We start from the raw sequence: 18411 nt of genomic DNA, 5'->3' as shown, positions 1-18411 counted from the left end.
TAAGAATTTTGTGCTAAAAAGGCAGGACATGAACCGGCGCGATCTCATCAAGGGCGGGCTGGCAGCCGGAGCCGCTGCCGCACTGCCTGCGCGCGTGTTTGCCCAACCGCTGATCGGCTCTATGCGCGATCGCCGGCTGTTCGAGATCGCCAACCGCGAACTTGCCAAGGCCGGCAACGCCATCTGGCGCAAGGACATCGTCGGCATTGCTGATTTCGGCCTGCATTCGGCTATGCCGCGGTTCCACTTCGTCAATCTGGGTCAGCAGCGGGTGGAAAGTTTCCTCGTCGCGCACGGCACGGGCTCCGACCCGGAGCATGACGGCTATCTCAACCGGTTTTCCAACGTCGAAGGGTCGAACGCCACGAGCCGTGGCGCCTACGTCACGTGGGAATGGTACACCGGCAAATACGGCACTTCGGTGCGGCTGGGCGGGCTGGATCCGACCAACGATGCCGCGCTGCGACGCTACATCGTGATGCATTCAGCCGCCTATGCGGAGCCGGAGCATGTCGCGCAGTGGGGCCGTCTCGGTCGGTCGAACGGGTGCTTTGCGCTCGGCAAGGAGGATTTCCGCAAGGCGCTGCTGCAGCTGTCGGGCGGACGGCTGCTCTATGCCGACGTGATCGGCCTTTCGCCCGACGGGACGCATTCGCCGATGCCGGAAAGCCTCAGGATGCTGTCGGCGGAATACCCGCGCCCATCCTGAGCGCGGGCTTTTCCATTAGTTAGCTGGTCTGGAGATCGTCGACGATCTCGACCACTTCCTCGCTCGTCTTGCGCGCGCGGTCAGCCTGGCGTGGCTGGTCGAGCGCGGCGAGGACGGGCGCATCCCGATCGTAGATATCGGCAAAGCTCCGCAGCTTGCCGTCGATGTCGGTCGCCATGGTGAAATAGGTGATGTAGACCGGAAACTCGCGCTGCAACGGCACCTTCGTATACTCGCCCGAGGTGGAGATCGCGATCGCTTCTTCCTTGGTTGCGCCCTTGCCCACGATCGCCATGGTCATCGCCAGTTCGAGCGCACGCTCGGTCCGGATGCAGCCATGCGACAGCGCGCGCTGCTCGTTGGCGAACAGGTGCCGGCTCGGCGTGTCGTGCAGGAAGATCGCGTGCGGATTGGGCATGTCGAGCTTCATCATGCCGAGCGAGTTGGTCGGCCCGGGCTGCTGCACGACCGTGATCCAGCCGTTCTCGCCCTTGGTCGCCTTGTATCCGGCGTTGCGCGCCCAGGTCGGGTTGTTGAGCACTTTCGCGCCGAGCCCCTCGCCCTTCACGATCGACTGGGGCACGGTCCAGGTCGGGTTGAAAACCACGCCCTCCACCTTTTCGGCCAGTTGAGGCGTTGCCGTTCGACCGGGCTTGCCGACGATCGTGCGGTAGGTGGAGATGATCTTGTCGTTGACCGTCAGGCGCAGCTGGTACTCGGGCACGTTGGTCATCAGGTACTGCTTGCCCAGATCGCGCGGCAACCAGCGCCAGCGATCGAGGTTGGCCATGATCAGCTTGCGCTTCTTGCTGTCGGCCTTCGGCGTCGTGCCGAGCGCCTTGACCAGGCGGGCGTAGTCCGGATGGGTCGGGCGGATCGTATCGAGAACCCCGGCGATGTCGCCGGTTTCGGCGGCCATGGCGAGCAGGTCGGTCGAGCGATAGAGATCGGGATCGGGGTCGACCACGAACCACTGGCGGCGCGCTTCCATCGGCGTGCGCCCGTCGCGCATGTCCTCGACCAGCCAGATGAAATTGCGGCTGGCGGCGGCATCGAGCCGTTCGCCCGGCCCCGAGGCGATCAGCGACTTCAGCGCCGCGATCTCGTAATCGGCCGGGTTGAGGCCTTCAGCGCGCACGCCTTCTAGCGCCGCGACGAGCTTCTGGGCGGCCGTGATGCTCCACGGCGCAACCGGCGGCGACAGGTCCTGCGTCACTTCCTGGCTGACGAATTCGGTACCCTCGAAAGCCTGGTCAACGCTGCCGCGATCCGAGGCTTTCTGTGCCGGCGCGTCCTGCTCCTGCACGAGAAGATTGGTCGGCGCAGCGGTCTGCGCGGCAGCAGGAACGGCCAGCGCCAATGCGCTCGCGCCGAGGATGAGGGTCTTGAAATTCAAAGCGTCCACCGAGGTCTCTTCTTTCTGGTACGTCGAGCCGGAATCTACCGGAACATGGGATCCATCTTCAAGGCCGGCGGCTGACCACAGGCTGAATTGGCGGTTGTGTGATGACGCGCTGCAACATCCGGCCTAGTGCGCTGGCGATGAACGGCCGCCCTCACCTCCTCCCGGTTCTCGCAACGCTATGCGGGATCGGCGTGCTGTCGTTGATGGATGCGTTCATGAAGAACGCCGCGCTCGACATGGGCGCCTATACCGCCGCGCTGTTGCGAGCGATGATGGCGTTCGCGATCGTCGCCCCGATCTGGCTTGCGACGCGCGGCAAATGGCCTGCGCGCACGGTTCTGAAAGTCCATGTCACCCGCGGCGTGGTCGGATCGCTGATGGCGGTGACCTTCTTCTTCGCCCTGACGAAGCTCCCGCTGGCCGAAACCATCGCGATTTCCTTCATCGCGCCCGTGGTTTCGCTGTATCTCGCCTCGATCGTGCTCGGCGAGACGATCCGGCGCGAGGCGATCCTGGGGGCCATCCTGGGCTTTGTCGGCACGCTGGTGATCGTCGGCGGCAAGTTCGATCGCGGCAATCTGAACGAGGACACGGCGCTCGGCCTCGCCTCGATCATCCTGTCGGCGCTTCTCTATGCCTGGAACCTCGTGCTGCAACGACAACAGGCGCTGGTCGCGAAGCCGGTGGAGGTCGCGACCTTCTACATGGGCGTCGCGATGCTGGCATACGTGCCCGCCACCCCTTTCCTGGCTCACATGCCCGAGACGGGGCAGCTGGCCAACGTCGCCATCGCTGCGGGGCTGACGGTGGTCGGCGCCCTTACCATGGCATGGGCCTACGCCCGCGCCGAGGCGCAGGTGCTGGTTCCGATCGAATATACTGGGTTTCTATGGGCCGCCCTGTTCGGATGGCTTTTCTGGCGCGAAGCCGTGACCTTGAGCGTGATTGTCGGGGCAGCTCTTATCGTTATCGGTTGCTTATTGGCGACCCGGCGCCGCCCCGAACAAAGCTCGGTCTGAGATTACTCGGCAGTCTGCGTGGCTTGCACGTCGGCTGCTATCGCCGCATTGCCATCGAGGCTCAACGCCGCACCGAAACAGGCCACGATGGCCAGGCTGGCTGCAAGAACGGCCGCACGAACGGGGCCATGCGAGCGAGCGCTCGCCGTCAGAAGAGTATTCATCGTCTGTCTCCGCAGGACGGTCGTTTCGCGGACCTGAAAAGTCGCCGCCTTCGTCCCTTTGCATAACCAATGCGTAACCCGGTGTTCAGGTTCCGCTTCGCCCCCGACAAGCGGCTCTACCCTTGACGATTCGCCCGTTTCCGCGCAGGTGCGCGACACATTTACCCGTCCCGCCCATTGGTCGGATGACGGCTCCAGACAGAAAAGGACGAAAGCCAGCATGACCCAGGTCGGCAAGGACACGCTCGGAACCCGCAGCACCATGAACGTAGGCGGCAAAACGATCGCCTATTACTCGCTCGCCAAGGCGGCCGAGGCCATTGGCGACGTGTCGAAATTGCCGTTCAGCATGAAAGTGCTGCTGGAAAACATGCTCCGCTTCGAGGACGACGGCTTCACCGTCGGGCGCGAACACATCCAGGCGATTGCCGACTGGCAGAAGAACCCGGTGACCGGGCAGGAAATCCAGTATCGTCCTGCACGCGTGCTGCTGCAGGACTTCACCGGCGTGCCCTGCGTGGTCGACCTTGCCGCCATGCGTGACGCGATTTCCAAGCTTGGCGGCGACACGGCCAAGATTAACCCGCAGGTCCCGGTGAACCTCGTCATCGACCACTCGGTCATGGTCGACGAATTCGGCCACCCCAAGGCGTTCGAGCACAACGTCGAGCTCGAATACGCCCGCAATGCCGAGCGGTACGACTTCCTCAAGTGGGGCTCCAAGAGCTTCGAGAATTTCTCCGCCGTGCCCCCCGGCACCGGCATCTGCCACCAGGTCAACCTCGAGCATATCGGCAAGGGCGTTTGGTCGAGCACGGACCCGAACGGCGAGACGGTCGCCTATCCCGACACCTGCGTCGGCACGGACAGCCACACCACCATGATCAACGGCCTGGGCGTTCTGGGCTGGGGTGTCGGCGGGATCGAGGCGGAAGCGGCGATGCTCGGCCAACCGATCTCCATGCTGATCCCCGAAGTCGTCGGCTTCAAGCTGACCAACGCGATGGCCGAAGGCGTCACCGCGACCGACCTCGTGCTGACCTGCGTGCAGATGCTGCGCGAAGTCGGCGTCGTGGGCCGCTTCGTCGAATTCTACGGCCCCGGCGTCTCGAACCTGAGCCTTGCCGACCGAGCGACGATCGCGAACATGGCGCCGGAATACGGCGCCACCTGCGGCTTCTTCGGGATCGACGACAAGACGATCGAATACATGCGTCTCACCGGCCGCCCGGAAGAGCAGATCGCGCTGGTCGAAGCCTACGCCAAGGAACAGGGCATGTGGTTCACGCCGGAGAACGAACCGGTGTTCTCGAACACGCTGTCGCTCGACATGTCCAAGGTCGTCCCCTCGCTCGCCGGGCCCAAGCGTCCGCAGGACAAGGTCGCGCTGCCCGACGTGGACGATCTGTTCAACGGCGATCTCGAGCGCGTCTATGGCAAGAGCGCGCCCGCACGCGTCGCCGTCGAAGGCAAGGACCACGATATCGGCGACGGCGACGTCGTGATCGCAGCGATCACCAGCTGCACCAATACCTCCAACCCCGACGTGCTGATCGCCGCCGGCCTCGTCGCCCAGAAAGCGGTCGAGAAGGGCCTGACACCCAAGCCGTGGGTGAAGACCAGCCTCGCGCCGGGATCGCAGGTGGTCACCGACTATCTCGAAAAATCGGGCCTGCAGGCCTCGCTCAACAAGATCGGCTTCGATCTGGTCGGCTACGGCTGCACCACCTGCATCGGCAATTCCGGCCCGCTCGCTCCGCCCATCAGCAAGGCGATCAACGGCAACGATATCGTCGCGGCCAGCGTCCTGTCGGGCAACCGCAACTTCGAAGGCCGCGTGTCGCCCGACGTACGCGCGAACTTCCTCGCATCGCCGCCGCTGGTGGTCGCCTATGCGCTCAAGGGCACGGTGACCGAGGACATCACGACGACGCCGATCGGCCAGGATCGCGACGGCAACGACGTGATGCTGGCGGACATCTGGCCGAGCAACCGGGAGATCGCCGAGAACCGCGCTGCCAACATCGAGCGCTCGATGTTCGAGAAGCGCTATGCCGACGTCTACAAGGGTGACGAGCACTGGCAGGCGATAAAGGTCGAGGCTTCCGACACCTATCGCTGGAACCCGACCAGCACCTATGTCGCCAGCCCGCCGTTCTTCGACGGGATGGAAATGACGCCCGCGCCGGTCGCCGACATCGTCGACGCTAGGCCGCTCGCGGTGCTGGGCGACAGCGTGACGACCGACCACATCTCGCCCGCCGGTTCGATCAAGGAAGATTCGCCTGCAGGCGCCTACCTCAATGAACGGCAGGTCTCCAAAGCGGACTTCAACTCCTACGGCTCGCGCCGCGGCAACCACGAGGTCATGATGCGCGGCACGTTCGCCAACATCCGCATCAAGAACGAGATGGTTCCGGGCGTCGAAGGCGGCATCACCACCTACAAGGGTGAACAGATGCCGATCTACGACGCGGCGATGAAGCACAAGGAAGACGGCACTCCGCTGGTCGTCATCGCGGGCAAGGAATACGGCACCGGCTCCAGCCGCGACTGGGCGGCGAAGGGCACGATCCTGCTCGGCGTGCGGGCGGTCATCGTCGAGAGCTTCGAGCGGATCCACCGTTCGAACCTGATCGGCATGGGCGTGCTGCCGCTGCAGTTCAAGGACGGCGACAGCCGCACGACGCTCGGCCTCGACGGCAACGACACCTTCACCATCCGTGGCCTTGCCGATCTCAAGCCAGGCCAGGACGTGACCGTCGACGTAGTCCACGAAGACGGTTCGACTGCCAGCTTCACCGCGCTGTGCCGGATCGATACCGCCAACGAGATGGAATACTACAAGCACGGCGGCATCCTGCAGTACGTGATCCGGGGCCTAGCCTCGAACTGATCCTGCCAGAAAACGCAGTCTGAAAGGGCGGTTCCTCACATCGGGGAGCCGCCCTTTTGATTGAGCACCGCAGAAAGCGAATCCCCTTGCACTGTTGTAACCTCAAGGTTACATGTAACCCATAGGTTACAAGGAGCAGTGTCATGCAAACCGATTTCGAACAGGCCGAACGCATCAGCCAGCGCCGTCCGGCGTTCCTGTCTCTGATGGCGCTGCTATTCCTCGCCCAGCAGAGCGTTTTCTTTACCTTCGACGGTCGCGCGGTGTCGGCAGTCAAGATGGGCGCGTGGACCGTGCTCGCGCTGGTCCTGCTCGCCTATCTGCTGACCGGTGGCCACTGGCTGCGTTCGAAGCGCGTGCGCGAACTGGCCAACGACGAACTCTCGACGATGAACCGGATGCGCGGCGTCATGGCCGGTTTCGGAGCGGCGATCTTCACCGCCATCCTTGTGTTCGTGGTGGCGCCTTTCGAGCCGATCGAGGCGCCGCTCGCCGGGCACCTGGTCGCATCGGTCGGGATCGGCGGCGCGCTGATCCGCTTCGCGCTGCTCGAAAGGAAAGGCGATGGCTGATGGCATCACCAACCGCGTCGGCGAGGCGCGCGAGGCGATGGGCTGGACGCAGGGCGAACTGGCCGAACGGATCGGGGTGAGCCGCAAGACGATCAACACGGTCGAGAACGGGGTCTTCGTTCCTTCGACCATCGTCGCGCTGAAACTGGCCGCGGCGCTGGGCAAACCGGTCGAGGAGCTATTTGCCCTCGAATAATCCGCCCTGGTCGCTTGCGCGCTGCGGCGGGGACATTTCCATGTGCTCCCACCCGGCATCGTTGAGCATTCGCCCGCGCGCGGTTCGCGCCACGAGGCCGAGCTGGATGAGATAGGGTTCGATCACCTCCTCGACCGTGTCCCGCGGCTCGGACAAGCCCGCTGCGAGCGTCTCTACTCCGACCGGGCCACCCTTGTAAGTCGTCGCGATCATGGCGAGGTAGCGACGATCCATCGCGTCGAGGCCGAGCCTGTCGATCTCGAGCCGGGTCAATGCGCTGTCCGCGATCGCCTTGGTCACCGTTCCCTCGCCCGCGACCTCGGCAAAGTCGCGCACCCGGCGCAGCAGCCGCCCGGCGACGCGCGGCGTGCCCCGGCTGCGGCGAGCGATCTCGCGCGCGCCATCTGGATCGATCGCGAGGCCGAGCAGCCGCGCACCCCGCGTCACGACCTTGTCGAGTTCGTCGTGCGTGTAAAAATTCAGCCTCACCGGAATGCCGAAACGATCGCGCAACGGCGTCGTCAGAAGGCCCTGCCGCGTGGTCGCGCCGACCAGCGTGAAGGGCGGCAGGTCGATCCGGACGCTCCGGGCGGAGGGACCCTCGCCGATGATGATGTCGAGCGCGCGATCCTCCATCGCCGGATAGAGGATTTCCTCGACCACCGGATTGAGGCGGTGTATCTCGTCGATGAAGAGCACGTCGTTCGGCTCGAGATTGGTCAGCAGCGCGGCGAGGTCGCCCGCCTTGGCGATTACCGGGCCGCTGGTCGAGCGGAAGCCGACGCCCATTTCCCTGGCGACGATCTGCGCGAGCGTGGTCTTGCCGAGGCCGGGCGGGCCGAAGAACAGGACGTGGTCCATCGCCTCGCCCCGCCCGCGCGCCGCCTCGATGAAGACGCGCAGGTTCTCGCGCGCCGCTTCCTGCCCGACGAATTCGCGCAGGTTCTTGGGCCGCAGCGCTGCGTCGGGGTCTTCCGGCTGGCGGTCGGGAGCAAGGTCGGGCGATGATGCCATCAGTCGCGCTTGCCCGTCCTGCGCATGAGCCACAAGGCCAGCATGACGATCGCGGAGGCTGCAAGCTGGAGCACCGGCACCACCGCGAAGACGAGCGCGCTCTGCGGGTCGGGGTCGGCGATGTAGAGCGCGTCCACGTAGAGGAACAGGCCGCCGAGCGCGATCACCGCCGCGGCGATGCCTTTCGCGCGCGCGTCCGATCTGGTGAGGCACAGCAGGGCGACCGGGGCGATCGCGAACAGCAGGAACAGCGCGGCCGTGCCGAACCAGGCGATGTCCTCGGGCTGGCCCGCGTGGACCATCATCGCGAATACTGCCACCGCATAGGCGATCAGCAGTCCCAGTCTCCAGTCCCTCGCCATCAGCCGGTCGCTCCCTCGTTACTTGCTGCCATAGTCAGGTCTTTCCCGCATTCGCCACATTGCCTCGACGGGCAGAGAAAGGCGATGGCCGTTCGCCCGGTCGAGGCGACGCCGGCCCCGACATCGGCCCGCGTATCGGCAATGCCGGCCATCAGCCGGCCGCCCGTTTCAGTGCCACGCGGATCAGTTCGCCTTCCTTCGCGCCTTCGCCCAGCTCTTCCTGCGCCCGGGCGACGGCCTGTGCGGCCACCGCCGGCTTGAAGCCGAGGTTCTCGAGCGCGGACACGGCATCGGCGCTCGCTGCGCCCGCTGGCGCCACGCGCCCGCCGATCGCCATGGCACCGCCACCCGGGAGCGCGCCGGCCTTGTCCTTCAGCTCGTTGACGATGCGCCCGGCAAGTTTGGGCCCGACCCCTTGCGCCCGGGCCACGCTGGCCGCATCGCCGCCCGCGCAGGCATCGCGCAACTCGCCGGTCGACAGCGCGGAGAGGATCGCGAGGGCGACCTTGCTGCCCACGCCCTGCACCTGCGTCAGCAAGCGGAACCAGTCCCGCTCGCTCGCCTCGGCGAAGCCCAGCAATCGCATGTCGTTCTCGGACACCTGCAGGTCGGTATAGACCGTGCACGCCTCCCCCGTCTCGCCGAGCGCCGACAGCGTCTTGGCCGAGCAATGGACGAGATAGCCGACCCCGGCGACATCGATCACCGCCCAGTCCGCGCCGGTTTCGTCGAGCAGGCCTTTCAGCTTGGCAATCATGCGTGTCCTTTTCGCGCCGCCGCTTCGCTGCTTGAGCGCCTTTTGTTCTTGGAACGAAAGTATCGATTGGTCCAGCGTCGCTAGACACTTCCCCACGCTTGGGGCAGGAAATCGCGCCATGAGCTGGAACACATTCGGGCGCGTGCTGCGCTTCACCACTTGGGGCGAAAGCCACGGCCCCGCGCTGGGCGCAGTGCTCGACGGGTGTCCGCCGGGCCTCGCGCTGACGACGCGCGACATCCAGCCGTATCTCGATGCCCGCCGTCCGGGCCAATCGAAATACACCACCCAGCGGCAGGAGCCGGACCAGGTGAAGATCCTGTCAGGCGTGTTCGACGGGCAGGATGGAAAGCAACGCACCACCGGCACGCCGATCAGCCTGCTGATCGAGAACACCGACCAGCGATCGAAGGATTATTCGGAAGTCGCCAAGGCCTATCGACCCGGCCATGCCGACTATGCCTATGATCGCAAGTACGGGTTCCGCGATTATCGCGGCGGCGGCCGGTCGAGCGCGCGCGAAACGGCGGCGCGGGTGGCGGCGGGCGCGGTTGCGAGGCTTATCATCCCCGAGGTCACCATCACCGCCTATGTCTGCGAGATCGGCGGCGACGCGATCGACCGCGAGGCAATGAACCTCGATGAAATCGGCAACAACCCGTTCTTCTGCCCCGATGCCTGGGCGGCGAAACGGTGGGAAGGCCTGGTCGACGAGGCGCGCAAGTCCGGCTCCTCGCTCGGCGCGGTGGTCGAATGCGTGGCGACGGGTGTTCCGGCCGGCTGGGGCGCGCCGGTCTATGCCAAGCTGGACGCGGACATCGCGGCCGGCATGATGAGCATCAATGCGGTCAAGGGCGTGGAGATCGGCGACGGCTTCGGCGCGGCGCGGCTATCGGGCGAGCAGAACGCCGATCCGATGCGACCGGCCGCAGAGGGTGCGAATACCGGCGATCCGCAATTCCTCGCCAATCATGCAGGCGGCACGGCAGGCGGCATTTCGACCGGCCAGCCGGTGGTCTGCCGCGTGGCCTTCAAACCGACCTCGTCGATCCTCACCCCGGTCGAGACGATCGACGCGCAAGGCAATGCGACCGAAATCCGCACCAAGGGCCGCCACGACCCCTGCGTCGGCATCCGCGGTGCGCCCGTCGTCGAAGCGATGATGGCGCTCGTGCTGGCGGATCACAAGCTGCTCGACCGCGCCCAGGTCGGCGAGCGATGAGGCGACACACAACGTCGTGGCCGAATGTCCGCTAACGACCAAAAAAGACGTTCGGGCTTGTTGGATCGGGTTTGGCGCGCAACACTCGTTTGATGATTATTCGACCCGAAGCTGCCGAAGACATTCACTCCATCAGGAAGCTGACTAACGCCGCCTTTCTGGGAGTCGAACATAGCAGCCAGACCGAGGGCGCAATAGTGGACGCTCTAAGGGAAGCCGCGGCGCTCTCCCTGTCTCTTGTCGCCGAAAAAGGAAGTTCGATCCTTGGTCATATCGGATTTTCGTCAGTGCTTATCGATGGCGATGACATTGGTTGGTTTGGTCTCGGCCCGGTGTCTGTGTCGCCCTGCCGGCAACGAAGCGGGGTGGGCTCAGCCTTGGTCAAAGAGGGTCTTCAGGCATTGACGCAGCGGAACGCGCAAGGGTGCGTCGTGCTTGGCGATCCGACATATTATAGTCGCTTTGGCTTCACCAGCGACCACGCCCTGCGGTATCCTGGAGTGCCTGCCGAGTATTTCCAGTCCTTGGTGCTGACCGGCAAACCGGCCGCCGGAGAGGTGTCGTACCACGCTGCGTTCGGAGCAACCTAATGCTTCCGGCTGCTTTCCACCCCAAGAGCGGGCATTAAGCGCCACCCAGTTGTATGCCGCTCCGCGATGCGTTTCGTCATGAAACCGTGATCGAACGGTTCAATCAATCAACCGTGATTGATTAATTCGTTCAACCTTATCGGATGATCTCGTTTCGCGCGCGGCTGGCCGAGTGCTAGCCTGTCCGGCGGAACATGGGACGATGCGAGTCGTCACCATCACACATTCGAAATTTCAATCTCAGGAGAGACCACATGGACGCCGAAACCGGATCGATTTCAGGAGGCTGCCCGTTCAGCGGCAACACCGACATGCGCGCATTGTTCGGCCGCACCAATCGCGATTGGTGGCCGGATTCGCTGCAGCTCGACATCCTCACCCAGCACGGCAAGACCGTCGATCCCTTTGGCGGGGAATTCGATTATGCCGAAGCGTTCAACACGCTCGACTACAATGCGCTGAAAGCCGACATCAAGGCGCTGATGACCGACAGCCAGCCCTGGTGGCCAGCCGACTACGGTCATTACGGCCCGTTCTTCATCCGCATGGCCTGGCACGCCGCCGGCACCTATCGCACGGGTGACGGCCGCGGCGGCGCATCGAGCGGGCAGCAGCGTTTCGCCCCGCTCAACAGCTGGCCGGACAACGGCAACCTCGACAAGGCGCGCCGCCTGCTGTGGCCGATCAAGCAGAAGTACGGCAAGAACATCAGCTGGGCCGACCTGTTCGTTCTCACCGGTAACGTCGCCATCGAATCGATGGGCGGCCCGGTGTTCGGTTTCGGCGGCGGTCGTGCCGACGTCTTCGAGCCCGAAACGGTCTACTGGGGCACGGAAGAGCAGTGGGTCGATACCGGCGCGGAAACCCGCATCAACCCGGATGAAGGCAAGGCGCTCGAAAACCCGCTGGCCGCGATCCAGATGGGCCTCATCTACGTCAATCCGGAAGGTCCGGGCGGCAATCCGCACGATGCGGAAGGCATGGCCCGCGACATGCGCGAAACCTTCGCCCGCATGGCGATGAACGACGAGGAAACCGTCGCGCTGACCGCCGGCGGCCACGCTTTCGGCAAGGCGCATGGTGCCAAGCCGGCAGACACCTTCGGCAAGGCTCCGGAAGGCGAGAAGCTCCACACCATGGGCTTCGGCTGGCTCACCGATCCAGAAGAAATCGGCAAGGGTCACATCACGACCTCGGGCATCGAAGGCGCGTGGACCCCGAACCCGACGCAGTGGGGCAACGACTACTTCCGCCTGCTGTTCAAGTACGATTACGAACTGGTCCAGTCGCCCGCAGGCGCCAACCAGTGGCAGCCGATCAACCCCGATCCGGAAGACATGGCGCCGGATGCGCGGGACCCGAACAAGAAGGTCCCGACCATGATGACCACCGCCGACATGGCGCTTAAGCGCGACCCGGAATATCGCAAAATCTCCGAACGCTTCCGTGACGACCAGGCGGCCCTTGACGATGCCTTCGCTCGCGCCTGGTTCAAGCTGACCCACCGCGACATGGGGCCCAAGGTCCGCTACCTCGGTCCGGACGTCCCTGCCGAAGACCTGATCTGGCAGGATCCGACTCCGGCCGGCAGGCACCTGAGCGATGCCGACGTGGCTGCGCTCAAGAAGGCGGCGCTCGACAGCGGACTGACCGTGGCCGAAATGGTCAAGGCAGCCTGGGCTTCGGCCTCAACTTACCGCAATTCGGACCATCGTGGCGGTGCCAATGGCGCCCGCGTCCGCCTCGCTCCGCAGAAGGACTGGGCGGTCAACGATCCCGAGGAGCTGTCGAAGGTTCTTGCCAAGCTGCAGGCGATCGTCGACGATGCCACCTGCGGCGTCTCGCTGGCCGACATGATCGTGATCGCCGGTTCGGCAGCGATCGAGAAGGCGGCGAAGGACGGCGGCTATGACATCACCGTGCCGGTGACCACCGGCCGCGGCGATGCCACGCAGGAGCAGACCGATGCGGAAAGCTTCGAGCCGCTGGAGCCGTTCGCCGACGGTTTCCGCAACTACCTCAAGACCAAGGCTTCGGTGAAGACCGAGGACATGCTGATCGACCGGGCACACCTGCTCGGCCTGTCGGTGCCCGAAATGACGGCACTGCTCGGCGGGATGCGCGCGCTGGGTGCGGTCGCCAAGCATGCCGATCACGGCAACCGCATTGGCGTGCTGACCGACCGGCCCGGCGTGCTGACCAACGACTTCTTCACCAACCTGCTCCACATGGGCACCGTCTGGGAAGTGGTCGACGAAAGCGGCGACGAGGAGTTCATCGGCAGGTGCCGCCTGAAGGGTGAAGAAAAGTGGCGCGCGACTCGCACCGATCTCGTCTTCGGTTCGAATTCGCAGCTGCGCGCAGTGGCCGAAGTCTTCGCCGAGAACGGCAATGAAGATCTTTTCATCAAGACTTTCGTCGAAGCGTGGACGAAGATCATGGATGCGGACCGCTTCGACTTGACCTGCGCCAAATACCACAAGTAAGTCTGTTCAATAGATCCCCGGAGGGCCGATCCCCCCTTGGTCCTTCGGGTCGCAGGAAGCCCTCGGTAGCCGCACGGTTATCGGGGGCTTTTTGGTTCCGGATCGTTGCAGCGCAAAAAGCTGGCGAAGACTTCAGCGTCTCCGCTTGAGGACCAGGTACAAAGCGCCCTCGCCGCCATGGCGGATGTGCGCGCGACGGACCGCTGCGATGTCGGACGAGAATTCGCTCGCGGCAAGCCAGTCCAGTATCTTGGCCCTGATCGCCCCGCGTCGTTGCCCCCTATCCGCCGGATCGACCGGTCGCTCCTTGCCCGCGATCAGCAGGATGGTGCGGGCATCCATCGCCAGCGCCTGGCGCATCCCGTCCAGCAGGCGGCGATAGGCGGTATCGAGCGTGTGTCCGTGCAGGTCGAGCGTGAAATCGGGCTGCAGCTGCCCTGACTTGAGCTTGCGGTCCCACTGCGAATCGAGCGTGTTCGCAGGCGCTTTCGGTGCAGCCGGCGGAGCAGACGGGACATCCTTCCCTCGTGCCGGACGGACTGCCTTGGGGGGCGTCGGTACGATCGTCGGTGCAGGTCTCTCGGCGACCACCGGTGCATGCTTGCCCGCGAAGGGCGTCACCGTGCTGGCGAGCCTGGCCCAGGCGTGCGCCTCTTCCTCGCTGAGCCCCCTCGGGGGCATCACTTGACGCCGTGGAACGCCAGCGTGCCGCGCGGCACGAGGATCAGCGCCCTTCCCGACGAACTCATGGCGCCCGCTATCTCGCGGGCCTCCGCGCCATTGCCCCAGAAGGTGTCGAAGCGGTTGGCACCCTTGATCGCGCCGCCGGTATCCTGCGCGATCCACAACCCGTCGGCTTCGTTGCGTTCCATGTCGAGGAATACCGGGGCACCCATCGTCACGTAATTGGGATCGACCGCGACCGAACTGCGTCCGCGCACCGGCACCTCGAGAGCGCCGAGCGGCCCATCGGTGGTCAGCTCGCGGAAGAAAATCCAGCTCTTGTTGAGATTCATCACCTCGCGGCCCTTGTCCGGATTGGCGCGGATATAGGCTATGATGCCCTGCATCGAAGTGGGATAGGGCGTTCCGTCGCCGATCATGCCGGCCTCGCGCATGCTGCGGCCGATGGCGGTGTACTCGCGCCCGTTCTGGCCCGCGTAGCCGATCCGCATGACGGTGCCGTCGGGCTGGCGGATCATGCCGCTGCCCTGGATCTGCAGGAAGAAGAACTCGACCGGATCGGCCGCCCAGGCGATCACCGGGGCACTGTCCGCCAAGGCCCCGGCCATGATCTCGGCCCGTTCGAAGTAGGGAACGAAGGCACCGGTCTCGTCATAGCGGCCCAGTGGCGCTCGCCCGGTGCGCTCGGCTTCCGGAACGTCAGCCGGCCACGCCCTGACCAGGTCGCCTGGAATGGCGTAGACCGGTTGCTCGTATCCCGGTCGAGGTGTCCGCGAGCCCGCAATCTCCGGTTCGAAATAGCCGGTCGCGAAGGCTCTCCCGTCGCCAACCTGGACGGCTTCGAACTGGCTCGAGAAGAAATCGCGCGCAGGGCCGCGCCATGTCGCTGCCGCGGCGCATGTCGCCGACCAGTCGGCGGTGCGGGTCATCCCGCTGACATCGCCCCGCGCAAGCAGCTTGGGACAGCTCTCGCGGAAGGAAGCGAGCGCTCCGGTCGCATCGGCCTCGTCGAAGGCGAGCGATCCCACGGACGGCCCGGCAGCGAGGCCCAGGAGGCCGGCAGTGGCGGGCACGGGCGCCGGCAGCGGCGTCGCGGAAGGAGCTGGAGTGGTGGTTGCAGTGGGCGGGACCGCGACCTGCGGACCCTCGGGAACTATCCGAACGCAGGCGCTCGCAAGCAACCCGGCGCCGATGATGATTACGGCGCGCAGGCGCATGGCGGCGATCCCTATCCTTCGTCGGTTTCGTCGAGCAGCCAGTTCGGACCAGCCGCATCGAGAGGCCGGCTGAACGTCCAGATGTCGCGGCTTTCGACTGCATCGTCGAGCGAGCCGGCAACGACGTTTCCGTCCTTGTCGCGCGTCACGGCAGCGATATCGGCCACGAACAGGATCGCGATCCGGGCCATCCGACCGTCAAGCGTTGCAGCGTGGATGCGGCTTTCCTCGATCCGGATGAGCTTGTTGTCGAGCGTCTCGCCCGCAGCCTCGCGGGCTGCGATCGCAGCGGCAAAGCCCGCGTATACATCGTCGTCGCAAAGCTCCTGCAGCGTGTCGCGATCACCGCGCCAGAACGCATCGAGAATGATCGCATATGCTGCACGCGCGCCGTCGACAAATGAAGTCACGTCGAACGAGCGATCGGCTGCAGCGATCTCGCGCACGCCGCGTTCGACCGCGGGAAGCGCGCCGTCGAGGTGCACCTGCGGCGGCTGGACGACCTTGGCCGGCATCGGCTCGGCCATATCGCGCTGGGCAGGCTGTTCGAAGCGGGTCGGAACCGGCTCCTCTTCCTGCTCGGCACGCTGTCCGAGCACAGAATACAGACGCAGGCCCAAGAAGGCCGCGATCATTGCAAGGATGACGATTTCGACGATCACTGTCCCGTTCACCTGACTGTTCGTCCCGCGGGACGGACATTAGCTTTGTTGCCTTGACGCATTGCCCTAAATAGGAGCCGATTTCAAATGAACAACGGGTGAGCCGTTGGGTTTCCGGCATGATGCGATCCAAGCGCAACGTTGCGGTGGGATGCGCGCAGTGCTAGTCGCGCCGCCAATTCCTGCCGGCAGCTTCATGCGCCGCGCCGGGAAACACGTACCATCCAAGGGAAAGCGAATCCTCATGGCCGACGAAGGCGACATTCTCACCGATCTTAACATGGATGCAGGCGATGCCGGCAAGGCCAACGGCGCCGACAACCAGCCCGCCATCGGGCTGATCCAGCAGTATGTGAAAGACCTGTCGGTCGAGAATCCCAACGCGCCCGAATGTTACCAGTGGCAGCTCGCGCCCGATATCGACCTCCAGTTCAACATCGGTTCGGCAAAGATCGACGAGGAACTCCACGAGGTCGAACTCAAGGTCAACCTCACGGCCAAGACTGACAAGGGCAACCTCTACATCGTCGAACTGAGCTATTGCGGCCTGTTCGGAATGCGCAACGTGCCCGACGACCAGGCCCATGCCTTCGTCTTCGCGGAAGCTCCCCGCCTGCTGTTCCCCTTCGCCCGCCGCGTGGTGGCCGACGCCGTTCGCGACACGGGCTTCCCCCCGCTGGTGCTCGATCCGATCGACTTCCAGAGCCTCTACATGCAGCAGGTCCAGCAGCGTCGCGAGCAGGGTATCGAGCCCAGCGAGCTCTACGGCAAGCCGACCAATTGACGCGCGCCGCAAGGCTGCACGGGCGAATCCCGAACTAGCATGAGCCTGGTCAGAAACGTCGGGACAATCGGGTCCCTGACACTGCTCAGCCGACTGTTCGGCTTCGTTCGGGACATGCTGCTCGCGCGGGTGCTCGGCGCCGGCCTCGCAGCAGACGCCTGGCAGCTGGCTTTCACCCTGCCCAACACGTTCCGCAGGCTCTTCGCCGAAGGCGCGTTTTCGGTCGCATTCGTGCCCATGTACACGCGTCGCCTCGGCGCCACCGGCGACGACGAAGTTTCTGCAAACGAGTTCGCCAACGACGTGCTGGCGATCTTCGTCTGGGTGCTGCTCGGTTTTTCCGCCATCTGCATGATCGCGATGCCCGGAATCGTCTGGCTGCTCGCGCGCGACTACCAGGACGTACCCGGCAAGTTCGAGCTGGCCGTCAACCTCTCGCAGACGACCTTCCCCTACCTCGCGCTGGTCAGCCTGGTCGCGATGCTGTCGGGCATTCTCAATGCCCGCAGCCGGTTCGCGCCGGGCGCGTTCGTGCCGGTTCTTCTCAACCTCGTGATGATCGCAGGGATCGTGACCGGATATTACCTGCGCGAGAATGGCAGCGGCGATGACCAGGTGGTCGCCTGGTCGCTCGCCATCAGCCTCGCGCTCGCCGGGGTCGGCCAGCTTGGCTACATGTGGTGGGCCACGCGCAAGGCCGGCGTGCGGCTGAAGGTTACGCGGCCCAAGCTCACGCCCGAGATCAAGCGGCTGGGAATGCTGATTCTGCCCGCGACATTCGGAGCCGGCATTTACCAGATCAGCCAGCTGGTCGACACGTTCTTCGCCACCAGCCTGCCGCAGGGTTCGCTCTCGCTGCTGAAATATGCCGACCGCCTCAACCAGATGCCGCTGGGCGTCTTCGGCATCGCGCTCGGCACGGCAATTCTCCCGATGCTCGCCCGCCATATCCAGGCCGACAACAGGAGCGAGGCGCAGCGGCTGCAATCGAATGCGGTCGAGATCGCCATGCTGCTGTGCCTGCCCTGCGCCGCGGCGCTGATCATATGCGCAGAAGCTTTCTCGACCGGCATTTTCCAGGGCGGCAAGATGACGGTCGGAGACACGACGCTGATGGGGCAGATCGTGGTCGCACTGGTCTGCGGCCTGCCCGCATACGTGCTCATCAAGGTCTTCCAGCCGGCCTTCTTCAGCCGCGAGGACACGAGGACCCCTGTCTGGATCGCCGCCGGTGCGCTGGCGATCAACATCGCGCTCAACTTCTACGTCGTTCCGCGCTACGGGATCGTCGGACTGGCAGGGGCGACGGCCTTTACTGCCACTCTCAACGTCGCGGCGCTGTACACCGTCCTGCAGATGCGTGGCTGGTTCCGCTTCACCGCAAAGCTGGCAGGCCGGATCGCGCGCCAGGTGCTGGCGACCGCGGTGATGGGCGCGATGCTGATGTGGCTGACGCCGGCGCTGGAGCCGTACTGGCGCGGGGATGCGCTGTCGCGGATCTGGTCGCTTGCCGCGCTGATCGTGGCTGGGGCCACGGTCTTCTTCGCCACCGCGTTTCTCATCGGAGCGCTCGACAAGGACCTGATCGCCCAGTTGACGCGCAAGCGTGCTATCCCCAAGGCCGAGGGACCGCCCAACCTTTCCGAATAGGCCAGCAGCAGTCAGGATTCCT

General features: G+C 64.9%; 18 protein-coding genes. 10 read left to right on the top strand and 8 right to left on the bottom strand.

Annotated elements, in window-relative coordinates; all coding sequences use genetic code 11:
* Positions 1–28 precede the first annotated feature (28 nt).
* A complete protein-coding gene (locus tag GRI48_RS10280; protein WP_160674989.1) occupies positions 29–709 on the top strand; it encodes a murein L,D-transpeptidase catalytic domain-containing protein in 681 nt (226 codons plus the stop codon).
* Positions 710–728: 19 nt separating this feature from the next.
* On the opposite strand, the gene GRI48_RS10275 is transcribed toward GRI48_RS10280, so the two are convergent.
* The gene (locus GRI48_RS10275; RefSeq protein WP_419956950.1) at positions 729–2114 is read right to left on the bottom strand and encodes a L,D-transpeptidase family protein; all 1386 of its coding nucleotides are present in this window, start codon (positions 2112–2114) and stop codon (positions 729–731) included.
* Positions 2115–2215: 101 nt separating this feature from the next.
* Here GRI48_RS10275 and GRI48_RS10270 point away from each other — a divergent pair, with 101 nt between their 5' ends.
* Positions 2216–3133 carry a DMT family transporter gene (locus GRI48_RS10270; RefSeq protein ID WP_237451811.1) on the top strand — a complete coding sequence of 306 codons (918 nt, stop codon included), beginning with the start codon at positions 2216–2218 and terminating at the stop codon, positions 3131–3133.
* A 2-nt stretch (positions 3134–3135) separates the two neighbouring features.
* Here the strand turns inward: GRI48_RS10270 and GRI48_RS10265 are convergent, their stop codons facing one another.
* Positions 3136–3297, bottom strand: coding sequence for a hypothetical protein (locus tag GRI48_RS10265; RefSeq protein ID WP_160674985.1), 162 nt, complete (start codon positions 3295–3297; stop codon positions 3136–3138).
* A gap of 220 nt (positions 3298–3517) precedes the next feature.
* Between GRI48_RS10265 and acnA the strand changes: the two genes are divergently transcribed.
* The 3 genes from acnA to GRI48_RS10250 all read left to right on the top strand — a co-directional run bounded on the left by acnA (position 3518) and on the right by GRI48_RS10250 (position 6961).
* Positions 3518–6193 (top strand): aconitate hydratase AcnA, encoded by a 2676-nt coding sequence (gene acnA, locus GRI48_RS10260; RefSeq protein WP_160674982.1) that lies wholly within the window; start codon positions 3518–3520, stop codon positions 6191–6193.
* Between the two features lie 143 nt (positions 6194–6336).
* Positions 6337–6765, top strand: coding sequence for a hypothetical protein (locus GRI48_RS10255; RefSeq protein WP_160674979.1), 429 nt, complete (start codon positions 6337–6339; stop codon positions 6763–6765).
* Positions 6758–6961: a helix-turn-helix transcriptional regulator gene (locus GRI48_RS10250; RefSeq protein WP_160674976.1), complete on the top strand. Its 204-nt coding sequence runs from the start codon at positions 6758–6760 to the stop codon at positions 6959–6961. Before GRI48_RS10255 ends, GRI48_RS10250 begins: the two co-directional genes overlap by 8 nt.
* On the opposite strand, the gene ruvB is transcribed toward GRI48_RS10250, so the two are convergent.
* The 3 genes from ruvB to ruvA all read right to left on the bottom strand — a co-directional run bounded on the left by ruvB (position 6944) and on the right by ruvA (position 9094).
* The gene (gene ruvB / locus GRI48_RS10245; protein WP_160674973.1) at positions 6944–7975 is read right to left on the bottom strand and encodes a Holliday junction branch migration DNA helicase RuvB; all 1032 of its coding nucleotides are present in this window, start codon (positions 7973–7975) and stop codon (positions 6944–6946) included. The two genes, GRI48_RS10250 and ruvB, sit on opposite strands and share 18 nt — an antisense overlap.
* The gene (locus GRI48_RS10240; protein WP_160674970.1) at positions 7975–8337 is read right to left on the bottom strand and encodes a hypothetical protein; all 363 of its coding nucleotides are present in this window, start codon (positions 8335–8337) and stop codon (positions 7975–7977) included. Before GRI48_RS10240 ends, ruvB begins: the two co-directional genes overlap by 1 nt.
* Before the next feature lie 151 nt (positions 8338–8488).
* Positions 8489–9094 carry a Holliday junction branch migration protein RuvA gene (gene ruvA, locus GRI48_RS10235; RefSeq protein ID WP_160674967.1) on the bottom strand — a complete coding sequence of 202 codons (606 nt, stop codon included), beginning with the start codon at positions 9092–9094 and terminating at the stop codon, positions 8489–8491.
* 118 nt (positions 9095–9212) lie between these two features.
* Here ruvA and aroC point away from each other — a divergent pair, with 118 nt between their 5' ends.
* From aroC to katG, 3 genes are all read left to right on the top strand, one after another.
* Positions 9213–10316 carry a chorismate synthase gene (gene aroC, locus GRI48_RS10230; protein WP_160674964.1) on the top strand — a complete coding sequence of 368 codons (1104 nt, stop codon included), beginning with the start codon at positions 9213–9215 and terminating at the stop codon, positions 10314–10316.
* A 71-nt stretch (positions 10317–10387) separates the two neighbouring features.
* Positions 10388–10906, top strand: a complete 519-nt coding sequence (locus GRI48_RS10225) for a GNAT family N-acetyltransferase (RefSeq protein WP_237451810.1) — start codon at positions 10388–10390, stop codon at positions 10904–10906.
* A gap of 254 nt (positions 10907–11160) precedes the next feature.
* Entirely contained in the window at positions 11161–13392 is a 2232-nt protein-coding gene (gene katG / locus GRI48_RS10220) for a catalase/peroxidase HPI (RefSeq protein WP_160674961.1), read from the top strand.
* Between the two features lie 132 nt (positions 13393–13524).
* Here the strand turns inward: katG and GRI48_RS10215 are convergent, their stop codons facing one another.
* The 3 genes from GRI48_RS10215 to GRI48_RS10205 are packed head-to-tail and all read right to left on the bottom strand — an operon-like array spanning position 13525 to position 15955.
* The gene (locus tag GRI48_RS10215; RefSeq protein ID WP_337190805.1) at positions 13525–14076 is read right to left on the bottom strand and encodes a Smr/MutS family protein; all 552 of its coding nucleotides are present in this window, start codon (positions 14074–14076) and stop codon (positions 13525–13527) included.
* The gene (gene mltA, locus GRI48_RS10210) at positions 14073–15293 is read right to left on the bottom strand and encodes a murein transglycosylase A (protein WP_160674955.1); all 1221 of its coding nucleotides are present in this window, start codon (positions 15291–15293) and stop codon (positions 14073–14075) included. Before mltA ends, GRI48_RS10215 begins: the two co-directional genes overlap by 4 nt.
* Positions 15294–15304: 11 nt before the next feature.
* Positions 15305–15955 carry a Tim44/TimA family putative adaptor protein gene (locus GRI48_RS10205; protein WP_337190804.1) on the bottom strand — a complete coding sequence of 217 codons (651 nt, stop codon included), beginning with the start codon at positions 15953–15955 and terminating at the stop codon, positions 15305–15307.
* Between the two features lie 244 nt (positions 15956–16199).
* On the opposite strand from GRI48_RS10205, the gene secB reads away from it, so the two are divergent.
* Both secB and murJ read left to right on the top strand, forming a co-directional pair.
* On the top strand, positions 16200–16739 hold the full coding sequence (gene secB / locus GRI48_RS10200; RefSeq protein WP_160674952.1) for a protein-export chaperone SecB: 540 nt from the start codon (positions 16200–16202) through the stop codon (positions 16737–16739).
* Between the two features lie 39 nt (positions 16740–16778).
* Positions 16779–18389 (top strand): murein biosynthesis integral membrane protein MurJ, encoded by a 1611-nt coding sequence (gene murJ, locus GRI48_RS10195; RefSeq protein ID WP_160674949.1) that lies wholly within the window; start codon positions 16779–16781, stop codon positions 18387–18389.
* The last annotated feature ends 22 nt before the right edge of the window (positions 18390–18411 follow it).

The sequence above is a fragment of the Qipengyuania oceanensis genome, assembly GCF_009827535.1.
In the GTDB taxonomy this organism is placed as follows: Bacteria; Pseudomonadota; Alphaproteobacteria; order Sphingomonadales; family Sphingomonadaceae; genus Qipengyuania_C; species Qipengyuania_C oceanensis.
The sequence above is the reverse complement of the archived record's forward strand: the minus strand, read 5'-3'. Positions and strand labels throughout refer to the sequence as shown.

Bases quoted from the DNA above. Each gene is read 5' to 3' on its own strand.
- mltA (WP_160674955.1), bottom strand. From the start codon at position 15,293: ATGCGCCTGCGCGCCGTAATCATCATCGGCGCCGGGTTGCTTGCGAGC.
- katG (WP_160674961.1), top strand. From the start codon at position 11,161: ATGGACGCCGAAACCGGATCGATTTCAGGAGGCTGCCCGTTCAGCGGC.
- acnA (WP_160674982.1), top strand. From the start codon at position 3,518: ATGACCCAGGTCGGCAAGGACACGCTCGGAACCCGCAGCACCATGAAC.
- aroC (WP_160674964.1), top strand. From the start codon at position 9,213: ATGAGCTGGAACACATTCGGGCGCGTGCTGCGCTTCACCACTTGGGGC.
- GRI48_RS10240 (WP_160674970.1), bottom strand. From the start codon at position 8,337: ATGGCGAGGGACTGGAGACTGGGACTGCTGATCGCCTATGCGGTGGCA.
- GRI48_RS10280 (WP_160674989.1), top strand. From the start codon at position 29: ATGAACCGGCGCGATCTCATCAAGGGCGGGCTGGCAGCCGGAGCCGCT.
- GRI48_RS10270 (WP_237451811.1), top strand. From the start codon at position 2,216: ATGACGCGCTGCAACATCCGGCCTAGTGCGCTGGCGATGAACGGCCGC.
- GRI48_RS10250 (WP_160674976.1), top strand. From the start codon at position 6,758: ATGGCTGATGGCATCACCAACCGCGTCGGCGAGGCGCGCGAGGCGATG.
- ruvB (WP_160674973.1), bottom strand. From the start codon at position 7,975: ATGGCATCATCGCCCGACCTTGCTCCCGACCGCCAGCCGGAAGACCCC.
- murJ (WP_160674949.1), top strand. From the start codon at position 16,779: ATGAGCCTGGTCAGAAACGTCGGGACAATCGGGTCCCTGACACTGCTC.
- GRI48_RS10265 (WP_160674985.1), bottom strand. From the start codon at position 3,297: ATGAATACTCTTCTGACGGCGAGCGCTCGCTCGCATGGCCCCGTTCGT.
- ruvA (WP_160674967.1), bottom strand. From the start codon at position 9,094: ATGATTGCCAAGCTGAAAGGCCTGCTCGACGAAACCGGCGCGGACTGG.
- secB (WP_160674952.1), top strand. From the start codon at position 16,200: ATGGCCGACGAAGGCGACATTCTCACCGATCTTAACATGGATGCAGGC.
- GRI48_RS10255 (WP_160674979.1), top strand. From the start codon at position 6,337: ATGCAAACCGATTTCGAACAGGCCGAACGCATCAGCCAGCGCCGTCCG.